Below are 17,993 nucleotides of genomic sequence, written 5' to 3' on the forward strand. Positions count from 1 at the left end.
TTTCATGGCAGATTTATGGTTTTATTCTTGGGCTTCATATGCATCATGCGAAGCTGGTGGTCAGACTATATACAAAGCAGGCTCTAATATTGGAGAGTTTGCAGTAGGCACATCCCCGCTTGATGTTCTGATAGAGCTTCAAGAAGCGCTATGCAAAATGCATGGTGTGGCTGAAGTACATATCACAGCACTAAATCGAGTTTAAACATAAGAAGGCCGCATTAGCGGTCTTTTTTATGCCTGCAATTCACTCATGAGGACACGGCATGAAACGCAATCGCGTTAACGTGCTGTCCGTCGTCAACTCCGCGTCAAACATCACAACCGAAATCATCAACGGCAGGCCACACATTGTGGTCCGTGGCGTCACGCCTATCGTTGACGACATCGTGATGAACGGCAAGTTGTATACGGCAGCAGAAATCGCAAAGGGCTACAAAACCCTTGAGCGCACACCAATGCCATTAGGGCATCCAAAAGTTGATGGCAAGCACGTCTCAGCCCGCGATGTTCAGGCGGTCAATGAATACCATGTAGGTGCATGGCTGCAGGATGTTGAGCACAAGGATGGCAAGGTCTCTGGCGACATGTACGTTGATCGCCGTTATGCCGAATCAACCGAGAAAGGCCAGCGCCTGGTCAACCGACTTGATGATATGGCCGCACGTAAAAACGTAGAGCCCATCCACATCTCCACGGGGCTTCTTTACTCCGGTATTGCCGCTAATGGCGAGTCAAAGGGCAAAAAGTACCGCGAAATCGTCACCAACATGATGTTTGACCACGTAGCCAACCTGCTCGACGAACCGGGCGCTGGCACACCAGAGGAAGGCGTGGGCATCTTCGTCAACTCCGATGGCTCCGAGCAGGAACTGGAAGTGGTGAACCTGGCAGAAGCCGATACGCCCGATCCGGATTTACCGCAGGACCCCGCACTCAAATCACTTTTCAACCAGCTAAAGGCGTTTTTCAGCGCCAACAGCAATTCCGCCAAAGAGGAAGCAAACCCGATGAAAGAACTCATCACCAATGCGCTGAAAGCGAAAGGCATCGACGTTGAAGGTAAGTCCGATGCTGAGCTGATGGACGCTTATAACCAGATGGCAGCTGATGACGCTAAGGCAAAAGCCGAAGCCGAAGAAAAAGCCAGAAAAGAGAAAGAAGAGGCTGACAAAAAGGCCAAAGAGACGGCAACGAACAGCGAGCAGGCCCCGGCGTGGTTCAAGCCGTTTGCCGACAAACTGACCACCATTGAAAGCGGCCTTGCGGTTAATGCCGACAAAGAAAAGGGCGAAAAGCGCAATGCCGTGAAAGCCAAGTTTGGCCTTGACGATCTGGCCGTCAACGCCCTCGACGGTGCAGCACTGGATGGTCTGTATGCCCAGTGCCAGACCACTACCGGCCTCAACGGTTCTTTCCGTCAGGTCAACTCTAACCAGTCCCTCAGCGAAATGCCGGAGTAAAAAATGGCGAAAGATGGAAAGCATGTAATTCACGCTGGCGGCGTGTTCCCTAATCCGCTGCTTAACCGTGAAGGCGCAGCAGCTGCTGCAACAAAACCCGGCACCATCGGCTTCTTCGATGCTGGCAAATTTACAGCGTCAGCAGACGGCAACGAAGAAGCAATTCTGTATGTCGCTAACTATGACTATCTCCGCTGCCTGACTGTCGATGACAGCATTCCGGCAGGTGAGCTGGTTGTGGGCATCCAGCCAATGCCGGGCATGTTCCTGAACGTGCGCGCCGCTGCCGGCACCTACAAAAAGGGTCAGCCTCTCTCTGTTGCAAACGGCCAGGTCAAGACGCAGGCCGATGGCGAATCTGTTCGCTGCTTTGTAGAAGAAGACAAGGCCTATACCACTGCTGCAGGTGACCTGCTGCGTGTTGTGATCAAGTAAGGAGCACCTGAATGTTTGTATTTTCCCGTTCCATTGGCGAGCGCACTGGCAACCTTGAGGTTAACCAGGCGCAGTTCGCCGAATTGCAGATGGCGCGCAATGAAGGCGCTCAGGCTGCCGCCGACTTCCTCGGTCGTGTACGCGGTATCCGTGAAGATGCCGGTCGTCTGGATGCCGTAAACGCAGTTGATGACATCCGCCGCCTTTACCGCGCGTTTGATACCACAGTGCTGGCGCAGTTCGAACCAAACACCCAGTTCACCCTGCTGAACGACCTGATGCCGCTGTCGCGCTCTGTGCGCATCGAACAGTCCCGCTACGACTACGCGCGTACCGGCGGCCGTGGCTGGGCGCACACATCCATGAGCGGCCAGATTGGCGCGGCTCTCGATGCGAAGTCTTACACCTTCGACGGCACCATGGTCCCGATCCACGATTCTGGCTTTAAGTTCACCTGGCGTGACCCGATCTTCAACAGCCCGTCAGCACTTCAGTCTCAGGCCGATGCACAGCGCGGTTCTGTTGAGGACGTGCAGCGCCAGTACGTTGACTACATGTTCAACGGCTTCCGCGACTCTGAAGGAAACTTCGTGCAGTTCGACGGTCTGACGTGGAAAGGCCTTAAAAATGACGAGCGCGTTGCGCAGGTCACGCTGACCTTCAACTTCGCAACCAGCACCGATCCGGTGGCCTTGCGCACCAACGCCATCGCGCTGCGTGACGTGGTTCGCGTAACCAATAGCCAGTATGCGCCGCAGACCTGGTATGTCTCTGCCGAGATCATGTCCAACCTCGAGCGTTATTTCGACGTAAACGCCACCCGCACCGTGCTGGAAGAGCTGCTTAAGCTGTCCGGTATTGCTGCTATCAAAGAAGATGCGCAGCTGTCTGGCAACGAAATCCTGATCGTCCCGCTGACCGCAGGCGTTATCGCGCCGGTTGTTGGTCAGGCGATTGGCACCGTTGCCGACCCTCGCCAGTTCTACAACAGCGATTACGTGTGGCGCACCTGGGGTGCGATGGGCCTGATGGTCAAGCAGGACATCAACAACAAATTCTCCGTCATTCACGCCTCTTAAGGAGCAACCAATGGCCCTCGTGAAAATCCTGAGCTCTAACCTTTTCGCCGGTGCCGTTTTCCAGAAGCTGGAGGCCGGTAAAGTTTATGACGTTGATAAAGCGATCGCTGAAAAGTGGGTTGCGGACGGTAAAGCTGAAGCATCCAAAGAGAAGGGGGAGGCGCTGCAGTTCGAAGTGGCAACTCCTTCTGCGCCTGTTTCCGCTGATACCTCAGCGCTGCAGACGCAGCTCAATGACGCGCTGGAGCAGCTGAAGCAGGCTCAGTCCGACGCCGATGTCAAAGACAAAGAGCACGTCGACGCGCTGGAGCAGCTGAAGCAGGCTCACGCTGAAGAGCTGCAAACGGCAACGAAGCGCGCAGATGATGCTGAAGCCGCTCTGGCAGAAGCAACCAAGAAGGCGAAATAACCATGGCAGCCCAAATCACGCTTGATGACGTAAAGCCGCTGATAGCTGAGCTGGGCTTCACGGTTCCTGATGCAGTGCTTCAGTTGCTGATCGAGCAGGTCAGTGCAGCGTCTGCGTGTATGGACGGGGCGGGCTACTCCGAAAGCCTGCAAAAGCTGTTGCTCATCTATGCAGCCGCGCGACTGGCAGCCCTGTCCGGCGCCCGAAAAATTTCCTCCCAGTCTGCACCATCAGGCGCGTCACGGTCGTTTACCTATGATTCGGCAGGAACAGATTACCTGTACACGCAGATCCTCGACTGGGATAAAAACGGATGCCTGTCCGGGCTTCCTCTTTCAGGAGCAAAGGTCGGGCTGTTCATGGTGGTGGGGGGCTGCTGATGTCATGGATTCCTGCTGCGCAGAGGCTGCCTAAGCCGTTTAACCGCGTCTGGCTGAAAACCTCATGCGGCCGGCAGACAACAGGCTATGTCAACAGTGGTGGCGAATGGGTAATTAACTGCCCACGCATTGCCGCCGAAAAGCCCACTGTAATGAGCTGGAGAGAGTAGCGATGTCCGAGGTAGCGCGCTGGTCTTATACCGGCAAAGCGACGTTCTGGAAGCGGCTGGTGGGCCAGAATGAGATGGGCGACCCGTTAGGCTTCGCCGCGCCAGTGGTAATTGATTGCGGTTATCAGGGCGGTCTGAGTAAACGTCTTGGCGCATTAGGCTCAGAGCGCGTCGTAAAAAACACGGTCTGGACCGAGTTCGCTGGCGCAGATACCGGCGATTACATCCTGATTGGCGTCTCCGCCGAGCCTGACCCGTTAAAGGCGGGTGCTAATGAAGTAATGCAGGCTGTGCGCTTCGAAGATACTTTCGACCGCCTGGCGGATGACTTCGCGATCATTACGGGGGCATAGAATGGGCGTGAAGGTTAAAGGCATTGAGCAGGCGAAGCGTAACCTTGACGTGCTGATTGGCGATATTCAGGGGCGTAAGGCTGTCCGGGCATTGCAGAGCGCACTTATCATCGGCTCATCTCAGGCGGCGCTTTACACGCCTATCGACACAAACACGCTCATCAACAGCCAGTACCGTGAACTGAGCGTAAACGGGAACAGGCTAACCGGGCGCGTGGGCTACTCAGCCAATTACGCGGTTTACGTGCATGACCCGAACATCCCGCAGAACTTCCGGCGTGCCACGGCGCAGAAAGAGTTCCTGACCAAGGGCTTCGAAGACTCCCGCGACCTCATCGACAGGACGATCAAGAAGGAGATGGCCCTGTGACACCTCCAATGCATACGCGGGTGCGCAACCTCTTCGCCAATGCCGGGTTAGCTGAAGGCTTCATAATTCAGCAGCTGGTCTGGTCCGACAGCGGAAACCTTTCCGATGCGTTCATCGTGTTTCGGCCCAACGGTGGCTCAGCGGTACGCAATGGCCTCGGCGCTGAGTATTACGTGATGGTTGACGTGATCGGCGCGAAGGGTGCGAATGGCGCAGCTGATACCGCGGTACAGAACATCATTGACTACGTGCAACAGCACCCCATGGCTGATGAGTGCGTCGGCTACCTCGAAAACCTCGGCGGCATCCCCGCTCCCGTTCTAACTACCGAAGGCCGACTGGTCTATCGGCTCCAGTTTGTCGCCACATTCGGCGCTTAACTAAACGTCCAAGAGGATAGAAATATGGCAGATTGCCAGAACAGCAACGAACGTTTGTTCGGTGGCGCCGTTGTGCTTGAAGTAGCTGACGGCTGCAGCGATGCGCTCCCGCAAGAGTCTGAGTGGAAAGCGCTCGCCGCCGGCACAAGCAAAGGTTTCGACTTTAGCCCTAACAGCGTGACGAGTGATGCCGATGACGGCAAGGGCTACGTTGAAACCATCGTAACGAACTCGGATTTCACCATCAGCTTTGAGGGTGAAGTGCGTAAGAAAGACAAGCTGGACCAGTACGGTATTGGCCGCTTCATCAAGTATTACCACACTGAAATCAGCAACCGTCGCCAGCCTGGCATCTGGGTGCGTCTCGAATATGGTCCGGTAACTTTCATCGGCTATATGAACATCACCGCGCTCAGCTCAGACGGCGGTACTAACGACATCGTGTCGCTGACTACTGAGTTCAAAGTGGGCGATGCCAGCACCATTCAGGTTATCGACACCGATGAGACAGTAGCGGCTACAGGTGTGACCGTGACCCCGGCGACAGCAAGCCTGGCCGTTGGCGCTACCCGTCAGCTGACCGGCGCAGTACAGCCGACTGACGCTACCGATCGCACCGGCACCTGGACGACGTCTGATGCTTCGAAGGCGACCGTCAGCAGCACCGGTCTCGTCACCGCAGTAGAGGCAGGCTCGGCGACGATCACGTTCAAATCCAATGACGGCAACTTTACCGGCACCTGTGCGGTTACTATCACCGCTTCGTAACCATTCCAAGGGGCGGCGCGCTGCCCCTGATAATGCTTATGGAGGAAACATGACGCCCCTGAAAGAGATCGGCGAGTGCCTGATAAGCGCTGGTGACAGCGAATACTTCTTCCGGCCATCGCTGATTAACATGACTCGAATTGGTGATCCTGCTGACATCGTGCAGGCGCTTTACGATTTGCATAATGATGAAGCCAGCGAAATGGTCAGGCAGGCCATATCAGCTTACGGTGAGGTCCCTGCGTGGCTGGCAGCGCACCTTTCCGCGCCCCAGTACGGACGCAAAGCGATCATCGCAGCAATGACCGTTCTGCAGTCATGTTGTGCTAGAGATGCATCCCCACTTACCGGCGAGATTATCCCCGGCAGGTCAGGTAAATGGGCGTTCGTGTACCGCAAAGGGAAGATGACGACCGCGGAGATGATCATCATCGCGCGCTCCCTCATCGTTCACGGCGTCATCGGTAAAGCGAAAGTAAGGCGACTGCAAAAACACGAAGGGACCAGCGCATCATCTGAGTTCAATGCTTTCGAGTACATCAGCGCAGCCCGCACACACCTCGGCATGAGCCGCGAAGAGGCGGAGCAGCTGACAATGACGGAGTTCCAGATGCTGTTGGCTGCGAAGTTCCCGGAGCAGAATGGGTTTACGAAAGAAGAGTATGACGCTGTTGCTGATGACTATCTGGCGCGGAAGGCAAAGAGGTTATCAAAAGTCAAAAATGTCGCTTAAGGCGAAGCGACCTAAAGAGTAGATTTCCCAAAAACAAAAAATGCTTTTCGCTTCTGGCTGGCTCGCTGCGGTTACCTTGCTGTGTTGTTTAAACGTGTTGGTAACGTGCAACTTGTGATGCATCAACTTCGCCGAAATTGCTGCTAACGTGAAAACACGCATCCATTATCTTCGGCGAACTTGCTTCTATCTTGCATCATAGCTCATTGCTAAATCATACTTCTAGGTATTACACTCTGTCCTGACAGCTAAAGCTGTATTAAGCCGGGGACACTGTACTTCGGCATTTTTGTCAGGTGTGTGAGGAAAGGTCATGTCCATCGGTGCCGCTTTAGGGTTTGCAGCAATAGCCCAGCAGATGAGCCAAGTTCAAGAAGCCGTTAACGGTGCATTTAAGCCGTTAATCTCTAATGCTTGCGAAATGCCGCAGCGGCTTGATCCAACTGATGCCTTTACCCGCTGTACAACTATCAATGCCCACGCTCAGAAGCTTCAAAATGTAGCGAAAGAAGGTATGGATCACCTTGTTTCTTTAAGAGAGGGCGGGCTATCAAGTCAAGATGACTTCAGTAACGTGATTGGTCAGCTTGAAGCATTAGAGTTCACTGCAAGAAATTCGCGCGCGCATGCTTTGGATATGTTTCAGGAAGCACAGCGTTCGCCTTTGTGGTCTGGCCACGAGAGCATGATAAGGCCCTTGCAAAAGAAATACATTCGCGCACTGACTGCTATTGAAAATACTGCTTTTCAAATATCACAAGAAATTAAGCAGTCACAAACGGTACCATTTGATTTGCATGATATAAGCATTTCACGCAAAGAAGCATTGGACGTCATAACTGCATCTCATTCTATGCTTACTAACAATAAGTCCAATTGGATATAAGATGGTTAAAGTCAGCATTGCTCAGGGATTGAGTAAGTCTGGGGTTGCTCACAGATACGCACAGAACCTTGCTGAACATATATCATTGGGGCGTCAATTTTGGTGTTTTGGTTCCCATGGTGGTTTTGAAAGAAACTATGAGGCGATGTCTGCGAATATTAGGAAGATTCATCTTCTTATCGATGGAGACAAACCCTGGCATCCTGACGCGCCATTGAGCGAAAGAACAAGCAACAATTATCTGGTTTACGCCAAACATTTCTATCGCGAAGAACACCTGCAGCTACTTGCAATAATATCTCCAAACGCGCATCAAGTAATTGATGATCTGCTTCCGGGTCTGGTGGATTTAGCCGAACAATTCATCGAACTTAGCGACGAAGAGTTGGCATTACTAAAAACATATCAAGCTTAACTATCCCTTTCTTGCTTCCCATTGCACCGCATCCCCGCTAGGATTTATCCCACGTTACTTATGGGGATAGGGATATGAAGAAAGTTATTTTGGGTGTAGTAGCTGCGTTGTTGCTTTCAGGTTGTGTCTACACCGGCACCAATTTTGATGAATCAAAACTGGCAAATGTGCATAAAGGCGAGACTACAAAGCAGGAGGTTATTTCCTACTTTGGTAATCCATCGACAACAACCGTGGATTCAGATGGCAACGAATTGCTAATGTGGACTTACAGCATTGGCAGCGCATTTGGTGCAGATGCCAAAGTGCTAACAGTCAAAACCCATAACGGTAAGGTCGAGTCATACTCGGTCAGTAAGTCGAAAATATAAACGCATCACCGATAACATAACCTCGCTCCGGCGGGGTTTTTTTATGCCTGGAGAAATAGATGGCCGAGAAAGTAGGTGAGATTTATTACGATGTCGACCTAGACACTGCTCAGATGATTGCAGCAAACCAAAAGGCGCGTCAGGAGTTAGATAACCTCGGCAATCAAGCCAAGGGAGCTGCTGCGGGCGTTAAAAATCTCGAAACTCAAATGAAGTCATCTGCCGCAGCAGTTAATCAGGCAACAAAAGCTGGGGGTAGCTTCCGTAGCCAGTTCCAGCAGGCAGGCTATCAGATCCAGGACTTCATCGTTCAGGTGCAGGGCGGACAGTCTGCATTAGTCGCCTTCAGCCAGCAAGGCTCACAATTAGCTGGGGCTTTTGGACCAACAGGCGCAATTGTGGGTGCGGTTATCGCGTTAGGAACAGTGATAGCAGGAACGCTAATTACTGCCCTCAATGGCGGTAAAAATGCTATGGACGCCCTTAAGGATGCTGCTGATGAAATGGATAAGGTGATCACCATCTCTCAGAATGGTGTCGCAGCTCTCTCTGACAAATATGCAAACCTGGCGCGCGTGAATGGTCAAGTAGCAACACTGATGCGAAATCAGGCATTGCTTGAATACAATCAGGCCATTGCAAAAATACCGGGTGCGATAAGTGATGCAACTGGCGCATTTGTATCATTAGGCGATAAAGTTTCTGGCGCTTTTACTGGTGGCATTCCATCAGTTAACAACTTTACCCGTGCCATGTCAGATCTGAATATCACTACGGATACATTTAGTGACGTTATCAAGCAGGTCCCGACCCGCCTGGGTGGCGTTGATCCTGCGCTTTCAGCTATTAACAATACCGTTACGGCGCTTTCATCAAAGCTTGGAATCTCCGATCAGGCTGCCTTTGAATTGTCGAAGCAACTTTCAGACCTCAGCAAAAATCCATCGCCTCAAGCCTTGCAAGATCTCGCTAACAAGTTGCAGGGCATGACCTCATCTAGCAAAGACGGACAGGCGGCAATTACTGCATTGCTAGGGCCAATCGTGGCGCTTTCACGGGAGGCAGCAAACGCGGCGTTCAACGTTAGTCTGCTCAAAAATAATACTGACAACCTGACAGAGGGTCAGAAGAACCTTATTAAGCAATCAGAGCGAAATTTAGCTCTATCAAAATTGCAAGGCGAGGCGAGAGCAAGGCTGGCTGCGCAATATGCTGCCGAGGATGCCGGTTTTGCCAAAGATGATCCACATACTAAACAGATGCAAGCCGATGCCGCTGCTACATATAGTAATTTGGAAGCAAGTCAGAAGTTAAAAGCTGAGCAAAAAAAATCAGCTTCTCAAATGGATTCTATCGCGCAGAAACTCGCTAATCTCAAGCAGCAAGCCGAACTGTCAGCCGATTCAACTAATACACTGAGCCGAGAGCAAGCGATACTTAATGCTCAGATTTCACTTGGTAAGGGCGCAACTCAGCAACAGATTCAATTAGCTGGTGAATATGCAGCGGAAAAATGGGACACAGCGAATGCCATTAAAGCTCAGGCAGCAGCGGAGAAACTACTGCCGGAAACGCGAGAAAATGCGAGTTACAAACAAGATGTAGAAGATCTTAAAACGGCTTTAGCAGCTAAAAAAATCTCTCAACAACAGGCCGACGCTACTGCTGAACAACTGGAAAAGCAGCATCAGGTGAATATTGCCAAAATACGCGCAGAGCAGGTTGTTTCTCCAGCTCAGGATGCAATTGGCACTGTAGACCCTGTCCAGCAATTGGCTAACCAAAATGCTCAAAAGCTGGCACTCATCCAGCAATTTGAACAGCAACGGCTAATTACAGAGCAACAGAGTCTTTCCCTTCGCAATGCAGCTAATACCGAATATGAGCAGCAGCGTATCGCAGCGCAGTGGCAAATTTATAAGGCTCAGGACCAGTCTAACGAATTACTGGGGACGGCGATTGAATCACTAGGCGGCGGCGCTACAAATGCGATAACTGGCCTGCTGAATGGTACTCAAAGTCTGTCAGAGGCTTTTGCAAACCTAGGCACGTCTGTGCTTAACGGCCTGGTGAGTAGCTTAGTTGAAATGGGGGTTCGCTGGGTTGAATCGGCAGTAATGGGTCAAGCGGCGCAACAAACAGCCATTGCAGCTAACCAGGCAACCTCAGCAGCAGCTTTAGCAACCTCAACCGCGATGGGCGCAGCATCAGCAGCAACGCTTCTTGCCGCCTTTTCTCCCGCGGCTATGGCGGCTTCAATCGCAACATCCGGCGGTGCTGCTGCTGCTGGACTGGCAGGTTACACGACAGCCATGACTGCAGCGCAAACAATGTCCCTTGCCGGTATGCGCGAGCACGGCGGCCCTGTTAATGCCAGCAGCATGTACCGAGTAGGTGAGGGCGGTAAGCCTGAAATTTTCAAAGCCAGCAACGGCAGTCAGTACATGATCCCCGGCGATAGCGGCAAGGTGATCAGCAATAGCGATCTTGGTGGCGCAGGCAGTGACGGCGGCGGCACGGTTTTTAATGTGGCGTTCAACATCCAGACCACTAACGGTATTGATGACGCCACCATGCAGAAAATGGCAGGCATGATGAAGCAGGTCGCGCTCTATCAGATGAAAGATCAAACAAGACCGGGCGGATTGCTCGGGCCTCGCAAATAACAGGAAATACCATGCCAGAAACTTTCACATGGAGCCCGCAGGCGGGCTTCACGGGCGAGCGTACGCCTGATGTAGCCGTAGTGAAGTTAGGTGATGGCTACGAACAGCGTCAGGTGAAGGGTATCAACCCGCTTATGGGGAAATATCCGCTCACCTTCATTGGCTACGACGATTCCAAATGCGGCAGGATAAACGTGGCGAAAGCCGTGGATGCGTTTCTGACTGCGCGCATGGCCGTTGAGTCGTTCTACTGGACGCCAAATGATACCGGCGTTCAGGCACTGTATGTGTGCCGTTCGTGGTCGATGCAGAAGACCAAGGGCGTGTACACGTTAACCGGAACATTCGAGCAAGTACCCCGTTAACTCAGGAGTGAAATCATGACCTTAGAACAGCGAATCGAAGCTTTAGAGAAGAAAGTGGCTAATCTGACAATGCCCAACGACAAAGCGGAAGAGTTGGCGAAGATGATGCGGGATGTTGCGGCTGAGACGATTAAAAATGCGCGCCGTCCCGGTGGGTTGATGGACAAGCCAGATCAAGAAGCGGCCACGCTTATGGCCGCTAAGTTGGCAACTCGTAAATTACTTGCTGAGCAGGCGGAGTGACTCTTCCAAAACCTTAGCGACGGCGCTATTAGCCCCGTAATTGGCAATTGTCTGGTTAATCTCACTTTCTACCGACTTGATCTCATTCTCATGCATTCTTTGCACTAAAGTGCGAATTAAATATTCAGCACCACCCATGCGGTACTGAAGTATCAGAATGTCTTCCTTAATTTTATCGATCTCTGCTTGAGACATAATTTTTCCTGTCCAGAGGTAATCAGCCATCCCTCATTGCTGTGTGCGCCCATGCCCCAAACATGGACGGGCTGAATACTCAACATATCCTTATCTGTAAATGAGCAACATCCTGATATTCGATCAGTAATCATCCAATGGCTGCCACCTAGCGGCCTTTTTTTATGGGCGTAATATGCGAGACATACCAGCAGAACTAATCATCGAGAGCGTTGATGCCGGTGTCGGCGCGATGCTCGACCTGTTTGAAGTCGACCTGCAGTCGTTCGGCGGTGATATCGTCCGCTTCCACGCTGGCACCAATGGCTATTACAACGATGTCATCTGGCAGGGGCGCGCTTATTCGGCCTACCCGATCGCCGTGGAAGGATTCGAAGTGAAATCTGAGGGGACGTATTCGCGCCCGACAATGAAGGTGGCGAACATCACCGGACTGATAACCGGCATCAACCACGATTTCGATGATGCTTTGGGCGCCGTGGTGACGCGCCGACAGGTGCTGGTTAAGCATCTGGACGCGGTGAACTTCCCGAAAGGTAATGCAGATGCGGATCCGACCATGGAGGCCGTGTCGCGCTACGTAATCGAGGAAATGGCAGAAGAGACTTTCGAGACTGTCACCTACAACCTGGCGACGCCGGTGGACTGTGATAACGCCATTATCCCGGCGCGCACTATCCTGGCTGATGTGTGCCAGTGGGTGTATCGCGGTGATGGCTGTGGCTATTCAGGCCCGGCCGTTGCCGACGAGAAAGACAATCCGACCTCAGATATGTCGAAGGACAAATGCTCAAAACACCTGAGCGGCTGCGAGTTCCGTTATCCGAAGCCGAATGCGAAGCCTTACGGCGGCTATCCCGGATCAGCGAAGGTATCATGATGATTGAAAATGAGTGCCTGGACTACGCCGCCTCATCTGCAGAAGAGGTTTGCGGACTGATAATCGACAATCAGCGGTTATGGCTTTGTCGCAATGCGCATCCCGATCCGCAGCAAAATTTCCGAATTGACGAAGCAGACTGGCTTAAAGCAGAGGCGGCGGGAGAAATTACCGCCGTTTTTCATTCTCACCCTGAGCCGAAACCGGTTCTGTCTGCTGCCGATCGCAGCGCGCAGCTGGCTACCGGCATCGACTGGTGGTTAGCCAGTGATGGCTGCCTTCGAAAATTCCGTCCGGTGCCGCATTTGCTGGGCAGGCGGTTTGAGCATGGCGTGACGGACTGCTACACGCTGTTTCGCGATGCCTACCACCTTTGCGGCATTGATTTGCCTGACTTCGAGCGAGGTAATGGATGGTGGGTGCGAGGGGAAAACCTTTACCTGAAGAACATGGCAGCCAATGGCTTCAGTGAAGTCGCCTTCGATGCCATCCAGCCCGGCGACGTAATCATCAGGCGCGCGTTTCCTGAATGCGACCCCTGCCACGCAATGATCTGGCTGGGTGACAACACTATCCTCCATCACGAAGTGCATGGCCGGTTAAGCCGCCGCGAGACACTTCGTCAGCTTCACGTTCCTCTTATTCACTCCATCTGGAGACACGAACGATGCTCACTTTTGGATTTGCGGGGAATTTACGACGACATTTCCGCCAGATCGATTTGAACGTAGACACTCCGGCTCAGGGGCTTCGGCTGCTACTGGCTCAGTGCCCGGATTTTAAGCGTGACTTTTACCAGACCCGTCTGCGTATGCGCATCGACGGCAGCGATATCTCCGGCGACAACCTGGAGTTTCACATGAACCGTCATTTAAAAGACGGTGCCAGGGTGCTATTCGTCCCGGTTGTTGAAGGCTCAATTTCGGCCGTGGCTGCAGCGTGGATCATGGTTGCAGTAACCGTCGCATCAGTGGCTTATTCGCTTTATATGACTTCGCATATGAAGACGAAGACATCGGCCGATCAGGATACCAATTCCATTACCAACAACTCATTTACCAGCGCAGAGAACCGGGTGGGACAGGGGCGGCCCGTGCCTATCCTGCTGGGCGAAATGGTGGTCGGAAGCAACGTTATCAGCCTCGGTATCGACACCACAAACAATCAGGACTGGGACATTTCAATAAGCTAAGGTGACAGCATGAGTTCAGGCGGCGGTGGCGGCAGCACTCCTAAATTAATCGACGACAATCTCAAATCTAAGCAATTCCTCCGCGTTCTGGACCTCATTTCCGAAGGTCCGATTTATGGTCCGGTAGACCAGAGTCACCTTTCTTCCTTCATGCTGAATGACACGCCTGTAACCGATTCTGCGGGCGGAGTCACTATCAATGGCGTGAGTGTCGCCTGGCGACCGGGTACGGCTTCTCAGTTACCTATCACTGGCTTCAACACGGTAGAGGCAACGACGGTTGTTAATACAGCCGTTAAGCAGGCGACGCCACTGGTGCGCACCGTAACGGATACTGATGTTGATCGCATTCGCATGAATATCGGCGTTTCTGGGCTAGTGGAGCAGGACACAAAGGGAAATCAGCACGAAACGTCAGTGACCATGGTGATTGAAACCCGTAACGGCGCCGGGTCATGGCAGATTCAGAAGACTGTCACCATCAGCGGCAAGCAGTCAGGTGAATACCTTGAGGCGCACCTGTTTGACGCACCGCAAACCAAACCGTTCGACATCCGGCTTCGCCGCGTAACGCCTGACAGTTCCAGTGATCTGCTCACCAACGGCACTATCTGGAACAGCTATACAGAAATCACTGACGATAATCTCTCATATCCCTACGCAGCCATAGCTGGCTGCGTTGTTGATCGGGACCAGTACGCTGACACCCCAGCGCGGACTTACCACCTTCGCGGTCTGATTGTCGATGTGCCTGATAATTACGACCCGATCGCGCGCACCTACACAGGCATCTGGACGGGTAGCTTTAAGTCGGCCTGGACGAATAACCCGGCATGGATATTTCGCGCGCTGGTGAAAAATGCCCGTTATGGCCTGGCTCGTCGCGCTGGTTATATCGACGTCGACGACGGCAGCCTCTATGTGCTGTCGCAGTTCTGCGATCAGCTGGTCGATGATGGCTATGGCGGAAAAGAGCCTCGCTTTACGCTGAATGCTTACATTACTGAGCAGAAAAGCGCGCGCGAACTGCTGGACGATATCGCCGGGATGTTCCGCGGCATTGCCCTGTGGGACGGCATGCGCTTTTCCGTGATGCTGGACAACCCACAGGACCCGGTTGCCTCGATCACCAATGCAAACGTCGTAGATGGCCTGTTCACCTACAGCTCAATGAAACGCTCAGAGCGCTACAACGCTGTCATCGTCTCCTGGACTGACCCGAACAATGGCTGGTCACAGGTGAAAGAGTACGTTTCCGATGATGGCCTGATTGATCGCTACGGCTACAACGAAACCACCATAGAGGCATTCGGCTGCACGTCACGCGGCCAGGCATTCCGTACGGGAAAATGGCTGATTGAAACAGCTAAACGAGAAACCAAGAAAACCACGTTCAAAATGGCGCGCGAAGCCATCCGCTTTATTCCCGGCGATGTGGTTGAAGTTCTCGATAACAGGCATGCGGCAACCCGCCTTGGCGGCCGGATAATATCTCATGCGGGCGCGTCTATTACGGTCGACGCGGATGTTTCTGAACTGGCCGGTAGCGGCGACACAATGTCGCTGATGGGGGCAGACGGGAAGTTCACAAAGTACGTCATTGCCAGCGTGGCGGGGCGTGTCATTACCCTGAAGTCCGCACCAGCCTGGGTGAGAGACGGTACCGTATTCGTCATCTCAACCGGTGAAGTTGCACCGCGACTGTTCCGCATCATGGGTATTTCCGAGGATGACAACAACTCGGTTTACAGCGTCACGGCTACTCTGCATGACCCAAACAAGCAGGCAGTGGTCGATGATGGTGCTGTGTTCGAAATGCCCAACGATACCCTGAACGGATATCGCGTTCCGAACATCGAAAATCTGCGGATCATCAATACGAACAGCGAAACCGTCCAGGTAACAGCAACGTGGGAGACGGCAACGCTCACGAAGAAAATCATGTTCGAGCTCTACGTCTACACCACTGACGGAAAGGTGGTAGCGCAGTACGAAACAGATCAGTTCCGATATGATTTTTACGGTCTGGATGCGGGGAATTACACGCTGGGCGTGCGCGGACGCAATGAGAACGGCATGAAGGGAGCGGAAACGCAGGTCAGCCTGGTTATCGGCGCGCCAGCGGCACCGACCTTTGTACAGTGGAACCCCGGCATCTTTTCTGCAGACATCGTTCCAGTGATGAGCGTCAGCGCAACGACTGATACGACTTTTGAGTTCTGGTACACCGGCGAGGTTCCGGCAAGCAGCATCGGCAATGTCGAAAACGAGGCTCAGTTTCTGGGGCGCGCTTCGCAGTGGACGCTGCACGGGCTCAAGGCTGACAAAACCTATTATATGTACGTGCGTACCAAAAATGCGTTTGGTGTGTCAGCTTTCGTGCAGGTATCCGGTCAGGCGTCAGCTGATATCCCCGGCATGCTGGACTATATCGACGAGGCGGTGAGGAAGTCCGAGGCATTTGAGCGGCTCTCTTCGAATATCGACACGAATATAGAAGGGATATTGCAGAACGCGCTTAACCTGGACGCTTCCGTAGACCATCAGTTCGAAGCTTACGGGCGCAACCGCGCTGACATCATCAGTGTCAGGCAAACCATCGCGACGAATGATTCGGCCTACGCCCAGCGCATGGATCAGATTCAGGCGCAGTCTGACAAGAACACCTCATCAGTACAGCAGGTATCCAGCGCTTATGCTGATCTGAGCGGGAAATTGTCTGCTCAGTGGGGCGTTAAAGTGCAGGTAGACAGTAACGGCAATAAATATGTTGCTGGCATGCAACTGGGAGTTGAAGGGAATAATGGTTCTGTCCAGTCTTATGCACTTTTCAGTGCTGATAATTTCGGTATTTACAACACTACCAACGGCACTTATCAACTGGCGTTCGCGGCTATCAATGGTCAGGTGTTTATCAGGGATGCGTTTATTAATTATGCATCATTTACCCTCGCCAAAGTGGGTTCATGGTACTCAGCTAATTACGTTGCTGGAAAATCGGGAACGATTATGCGAAACGACGGCACTTTTGAATTATATGGAGGTTCAGGCACATCAGGCGGTAGCGTCTTCAATGAAACCGGCATGGCTGTTTATGATGCTAACGGCGTCGAGCGCTTCAAGGCGGGGAAACTAAACTGATGGCAGATATTTACGGAGTGAGAATCACGCCGGATGATGGCGGAAAGCAAATAATACTCGACGCCTCAATGCGGTACGCATCTTATCTCGGCAGCGCATCAATGATGGCAAACGCGGGCTCTGCTGGCGGCTTTAAGCAGCAGCCCGCTGGCAGCCGGGCCCTGATTGTACCGCGCAGCCTGGTGAGAGTTTATGACGGAACTAACCCGGCCGGGCCGCCGATGACCTATATCAGAAGTCTGTCATTTGACGGAAGCTCATTAATCTATAACGCGAAATATATTAGTCCCAATGGAAATACACCCTCTGCAGTTGAAGCGGGTTATGCAGACGTATTTTCTGTGTCTTATGCAGCTAACCCAGCCGTTCAGTATGGAGTTCGAATCACCAATGGCTCCAACTTTATGGAAATAGGGGATATTTCATATCTGGGATTTGTGACATACAGGGCAACAATAAATATCAGCGGCGAATGGGCAATTCCGTCTGACGTGCTGAACCTCGGTAATTACATCGTTTTTGCCAGATGGTCAAATACCGATACGCCGCTTTACCTTGACAGGGCAACAAATGCCATAAGGACTTATACATCATTTGGCAGTATTGACGGCTCGGTGCAAGGTGGGTCGGTAAGTAACGTTCAGATTGTCATTGTATCCTGTGGTTTCTCGCCATCGCTCCCTGTTTCGGGCTACGGCATGGTTATCAGGAATGCCGCTAACCAGGTAACCTACTCCAGTAAATACCCGCCGGTCATGTGGACCGATGCCTATTACGACATGGGCGCTTATGAAAATTTTGATGGCTCGACTGGCGAGGTCCTCGCATGGGTAAATCCAACCGGTTCCGTTTCGCAGCCGATGGTGCCTTTATGCAGCCTCGGCGTGCAGAGGGGCGATTACTCAAGGAACAACAGCACTTACAGCTTCAGGAAATGCCTTGAGTCCGGCATGAAAATGAACGGCAACGCAATTTCCACAGCCAGGGCAAAATCTACCGGAAAAGAAATTGCTGTTTACCAGTACCCGAAAGCTGTTCAGGCGTCCTGCCAGCTCCCATGCATAGAAGCCAGCTATTACTTCTGATTAAACCCTTAAAA

General features: G+C 52.5%; 23 protein-coding genes. 22 read left to right on the forward strand and 1 reads right to left on the reverse strand.

The features are described 5' to 3' along the window. Positions 1–4: 4 nt before the first annotated feature. The 17 genes from D7S44_RS23295 to D7S44_RS08045 all read left to right on the forward strand — a co-directional run bounded on the left by D7S44_RS23295 (position 5) and on the right by D7S44_RS08045 (position 11,486). The gene (locus D7S44_RS23295; protein WP_147402089.1) at positions 5–205 is read left to right on the forward strand and encodes a hypothetical protein; all 201 of its coding nucleotides are present in this window, start codon (positions 5–7) and stop codon (positions 203–205) included. 61 nt (positions 206–266) lie between these two features. After that, positions 267–1,463 (forward strand): DUF2213 domain-containing protein, encoded by a 1,197-nt coding sequence (locus D7S44_RS07965; RefSeq protein ID WP_120453677.1) that lies wholly within the window; start codon positions 267–269, stop codon positions 1,461–1,463. A gap of 3 nt (positions 1,464–1,466) precedes the next feature. Further along, positions 1,467–1,898 carry a hypothetical protein gene (locus tag D7S44_RS07970; protein ID WP_120453679.1) on the forward strand — a complete coding sequence of 144 codons (432 nt, stop codon included), beginning with the start codon at positions 1,467–1,469 and terminating at the stop codon, positions 1,896–1,898. Positions 1,899–1,909: 11 nt separating this feature from the next. Continuing rightward, positions 1,910–2,977 carry a major capsid protein gene (locus D7S44_RS07975; protein ID WP_120453681.1) on the forward strand — a complete coding sequence of 356 codons (1,068 nt, stop codon included), beginning with the start codon at positions 1,910–1,912 and terminating at the stop codon, positions 2,975–2,977. A 10-nt stretch (positions 2,978–2,987) separates the two neighbouring features. Further along, entirely contained in the window at positions 2,988–3,386 is a 399-nt protein-coding gene (locus tag D7S44_RS07980) for a hypothetical protein (RefSeq protein ID WP_120453682.1), read from the forward strand. 2 nt (positions 3,387–3,388) lie between these two features. After that, a complete protein-coding gene (locus tag D7S44_RS07985) occupies positions 3,389–3,766 on the forward strand; it encodes a DUF7370 family protein (protein ID WP_120453684.1) in 378 nt (125 codons plus the stop codon). A 172-nt stretch (positions 3,767–3,938) separates the two neighbouring features. Beyond that, entirely contained in the window at positions 3,939–4,289 is a 351-nt protein-coding gene (locus tag D7S44_RS07995; RefSeq protein WP_120453688.1) for a hypothetical protein, read from the forward strand. Between the two features lies 1 nt (position 4,290). Then, positions 4,291–4,659 (forward strand): HK97 gp10 family phage protein, encoded by a 369-nt coding sequence (locus D7S44_RS08000; protein ID WP_120453689.1) that lies wholly within the window; start codon positions 4,291–4,293, stop codon positions 4,657–4,659. Continuing rightward, on the forward strand, positions 4,656–5,039 hold the full coding sequence (locus D7S44_RS08005; RefSeq protein WP_120453691.1) for a phage tail termination protein: 384 nt from the start codon (positions 4,656–4,658) through the stop codon (positions 5,037–5,039). The genes D7S44_RS08000 and D7S44_RS08005 overlap by 4 nt, the downstream gene beginning before the upstream one ends. Positions 5,040–5,063: 24 nt before the next feature. Continuing rightward, positions 5,064–5,807, forward strand: coding sequence for an Ig-like domain-containing protein (locus D7S44_RS08010; protein ID WP_120453693.1), 744 nt, complete (start codon positions 5,064–5,066; stop codon positions 5,805–5,807). A gap of 49 nt (positions 5,808–5,856) precedes the next feature. Continuing rightward, on the forward strand, positions 5,857–6,540 hold the full coding sequence (locus tag D7S44_RS08015; protein WP_120453695.1) for a DUF6246 family protein: 684 nt from the start codon (positions 5,857–5,859) through the stop codon (positions 6,538–6,540). A gap of 313 nt (positions 6,541–6,853) precedes the next feature. Then, positions 6,854–7,426 (forward strand): hypothetical protein, encoded by a 573-nt coding sequence (locus D7S44_RS08020; RefSeq protein WP_120453697.1) that lies wholly within the window; start codon positions 6,854–6,856, stop codon positions 7,424–7,426. Position 7,427: 1 nt separating this feature from the next. Continuing rightward, positions 7,428–7,841 carry a type II toxin-antitoxin system YafO family toxin gene (locus D7S44_RS08025; protein ID WP_120453699.1) on the forward strand — a complete coding sequence of 138 codons (414 nt, stop codon included), beginning with the start codon at positions 7,428–7,430 and terminating at the stop codon, positions 7,839–7,841. Between the two features lie 74 nt (positions 7,842–7,915). Then, positions 7,916–8,212, forward strand: a complete 297-nt coding sequence (locus tag D7S44_RS08030) for a lipoprotein (protein ID WP_120453701.1) — start codon at positions 7,916–7,918, stop codon at positions 8,210–8,212. A gap of 59 nt (positions 8,213–8,271) precedes the next feature. After that, positions 8,272–10,878, forward strand: coding sequence for a tail protein (tape measure) (locus D7S44_RS08035; RefSeq protein WP_120453703.1), 2,607 nt, complete (start codon positions 8,272–8,274; stop codon positions 10,876–10,878). Positions 10,879–10,889: 11 nt separating this feature from the next. After that, positions 10,890–11,243: a phage tail protein gene (locus D7S44_RS08040; protein WP_120453705.1), complete on the forward strand. Its 354-nt coding sequence runs from the start codon at positions 10,890–10,892 to the stop codon at positions 11,241–11,243. A gap of 15 nt (positions 11,244–11,258) precedes the next feature. Continuing rightward, positions 11,259–11,486: a hypothetical protein gene (locus D7S44_RS08045; RefSeq protein WP_120453707.1), complete on the forward strand. Its 228-nt coding sequence runs from the start codon at positions 11,259–11,261 to the stop codon at positions 11,484–11,486. On the opposite strand, the gene D7S44_RS08050 is transcribed toward D7S44_RS08045, so the two are convergent. Then, positions 11,463–11,711, reverse strand: a complete 249-nt coding sequence (locus tag D7S44_RS08050) for a hypothetical protein (protein ID WP_147402090.1) — start codon at positions 11,709–11,711, stop codon at positions 11,463–11,465. The two genes, D7S44_RS08045 and D7S44_RS08050, sit on opposite strands and share 24 nt — an antisense overlap. A gap of 145 nt (positions 11,712–11,856) precedes the next feature. Here D7S44_RS08050 and D7S44_RS08055 point away from each other — a divergent pair, with 145 nt between their 5' ends. From D7S44_RS08055 to D7S44_RS08075, 5 genes are read left to right on the forward strand one after another with little or no spacing between them, the layout of a single operon-like run. After that, the gene (locus D7S44_RS08055) at positions 11,857–12,561 is read left to right on the forward strand and encodes a phage minor tail protein L (RefSeq protein ID WP_120453711.1); all 705 of its coding nucleotides are present in this window, start codon (positions 11,857–11,859) and stop codon (positions 12,559–12,561) included. Next, positions 12,558–13,286, forward strand: a complete 729-nt coding sequence (locus D7S44_RS08060) for a C40 family peptidase (protein ID WP_120453713.1) — start codon at positions 12,558–12,560, stop codon at positions 13,284–13,286. The genes D7S44_RS08055 and D7S44_RS08060 overlap by 4 nt, the downstream gene beginning before the upstream one ends. Beyond that, the gene (locus D7S44_RS08065) at positions 13,229–13,753 is read left to right on the forward strand and encodes a tail assembly protein (RefSeq protein WP_120453715.1); all 525 of its coding nucleotides are present in this window, start codon (positions 13,229–13,231) and stop codon (positions 13,751–13,753) included. Before D7S44_RS08060 ends, D7S44_RS08065 begins: the two co-directional genes overlap by 58 nt. Before the next feature lie 9 nt (positions 13,754–13,762). Then, positions 13,763–16,894, forward strand: coding sequence for a TipJ family phage tail tip protein (locus D7S44_RS08070; protein WP_120453717.1), 3,132 nt, complete (start codon positions 13,763–13,765; stop codon positions 16,892–16,894). Then, complete coding sequence (locus D7S44_RS08075) at positions 16,894–17,979, forward strand: DUF6453 family protein (protein WP_120453719.1); 1,086 nt, start codon at positions 16,894–16,896, stop codon at positions 17,977–17,979. The genes D7S44_RS08070 and D7S44_RS08075 overlap by 1 nt, the downstream gene beginning before the upstream one ends. Positions 17,980–17,993: the final 14 nt, after the last annotated feature.

The organism is Pantoea piersonii, assembly GCF_003612015.1.
GTDB classification, from domain to species: domain Bacteria; phylum Pseudomonadota; class Gammaproteobacteria; order Enterobacterales; family Enterobacteriaceae; genus Pantoea; species Pantoea piersonii.

Coding starts and splice junctions, on each gene's coding strand:
- D7S44_RS08045 (WP_120453707.1), top strand. CDS start 11,259: ATGACCTTAGAACAGCGAATCGAAGCTTTAGAGAAGAAAGTGGCTAAT.
- D7S44_RS08030 (WP_120453701.1), top strand. CDS start 7,916: ATGAAGAAAGTTATTTTGGGTGTAGTAGCTGCGTTGTTGCTTTCAGGT.
- D7S44_RS08025 (WP_120453699.1), top strand. CDS start 7,428: ATGGTTAAAGTCAGCATTGCTCAGGGATTGAGTAAGTCTGGGGTTGCT.
- D7S44_RS07985 (WP_120453684.1), top strand. CDS start 3,389: ATGGCAGCCCAAATCACGCTTGATGACGTAAAGCCGCTGATAGCTGAG.
- D7S44_RS08015 (WP_120453695.1), top strand. CDS start 5,857: ATGACGCCCCTGAAAGAGATCGGCGAGTGCCTGATAAGCGCTGGTGAC.
- D7S44_RS08040 (WP_120453705.1), top strand. CDS start 10,890: ATGCCAGAAACTTTCACATGGAGCCCGCAGGCGGGCTTCACGGGCGAG.
- D7S44_RS08020 (WP_120453697.1), top strand. CDS start 6,854: ATGTCCATCGGTGCCGCTTTAGGGTTTGCAGCAATAGCCCAGCAGATG.
- D7S44_RS07975 (WP_120453681.1), top strand. CDS start 1,910: ATGTTTGTATTTTCCCGTTCCATTGGCGAGCGCACTGGCAACCTTGAG.
- D7S44_RS08035 (WP_120453703.1), top strand. CDS start 8,272: ATGGCCGAGAAAGTAGGTGAGATTTATTACGATGTCGACCTAGACACT.
- D7S44_RS08050 (WP_147402090.1), bottom strand. CDS start 11,711: ATGGCTGATTACCTCTGGACAGGAAAAATTATGTCTCAAGCAGAGATC.
- D7S44_RS08065 (WP_120453715.1), top strand. CDS start 13,229: ATGCTCACTTTTGGATTTGCGGGGAATTTACGACGACATTTCCGCCAG.
- D7S44_RS08000 (WP_120453689.1), top strand. CDS start 4,291: ATGGGCGTGAAGGTTAAAGGCATTGAGCAGGCGAAGCGTAACCTTGAC.
- D7S44_RS08060 (WP_120453713.1), top strand. CDS start 12,558: ATGATGATTGAAAATGAGTGCCTGGACTACGCCGCCTCATCTGCAGAA.
- D7S44_RS08010 (WP_120453693.1), top strand. CDS start 5,064: ATGGCAGATTGCCAGAACAGCAACGAACGTTTGTTCGGTGGCGCCGTT.
- D7S44_RS07965 (WP_120453677.1), top strand. CDS start 267: ATGAAACGCAATCGCGTTAACGTGCTGTCCGTCGTCAACTCCGCGTCA.
- D7S44_RS08075 (WP_120453719.1), top strand. CDS start 16,894: ATGGCAGATATTTACGGAGTGAGAATCACGCCGGATGATGGCGGAAAG.
- D7S44_RS08055 (WP_120453711.1), top strand. CDS start 11,857: ATGCGAGACATACCAGCAGAACTAATCATCGAGAGCGTTGATGCCGGT.
- D7S44_RS07995 (WP_120453688.1), top strand. CDS start 3,939: ATGTCCGAGGTAGCGCGCTGGTCTTATACCGGCAAAGCGACGTTCTGG.
- D7S44_RS07980 (WP_120453682.1), top strand. CDS start 2,988: ATGGCCCTCGTGAAAATCCTGAGCTCTAACCTTTTCGCCGGTGCCGTT.
- D7S44_RS23295 (WP_147402089.1), top strand. CDS start 5: ATGGCAGATTTATGGTTTTATTCTTGGGCTTCATATGCATCATGCGAA.
- D7S44_RS07970 (WP_120453679.1), top strand. CDS start 1,467: ATGGCGAAAGATGGAAAGCATGTAATTCACGCTGGCGGCGTGTTCCCT.
- D7S44_RS08070 (WP_120453717.1), top strand. CDS start 13,763: ATGAGTTCAGGCGGCGGTGGCGGCAGCACTCCTAAATTAATCGACGAC.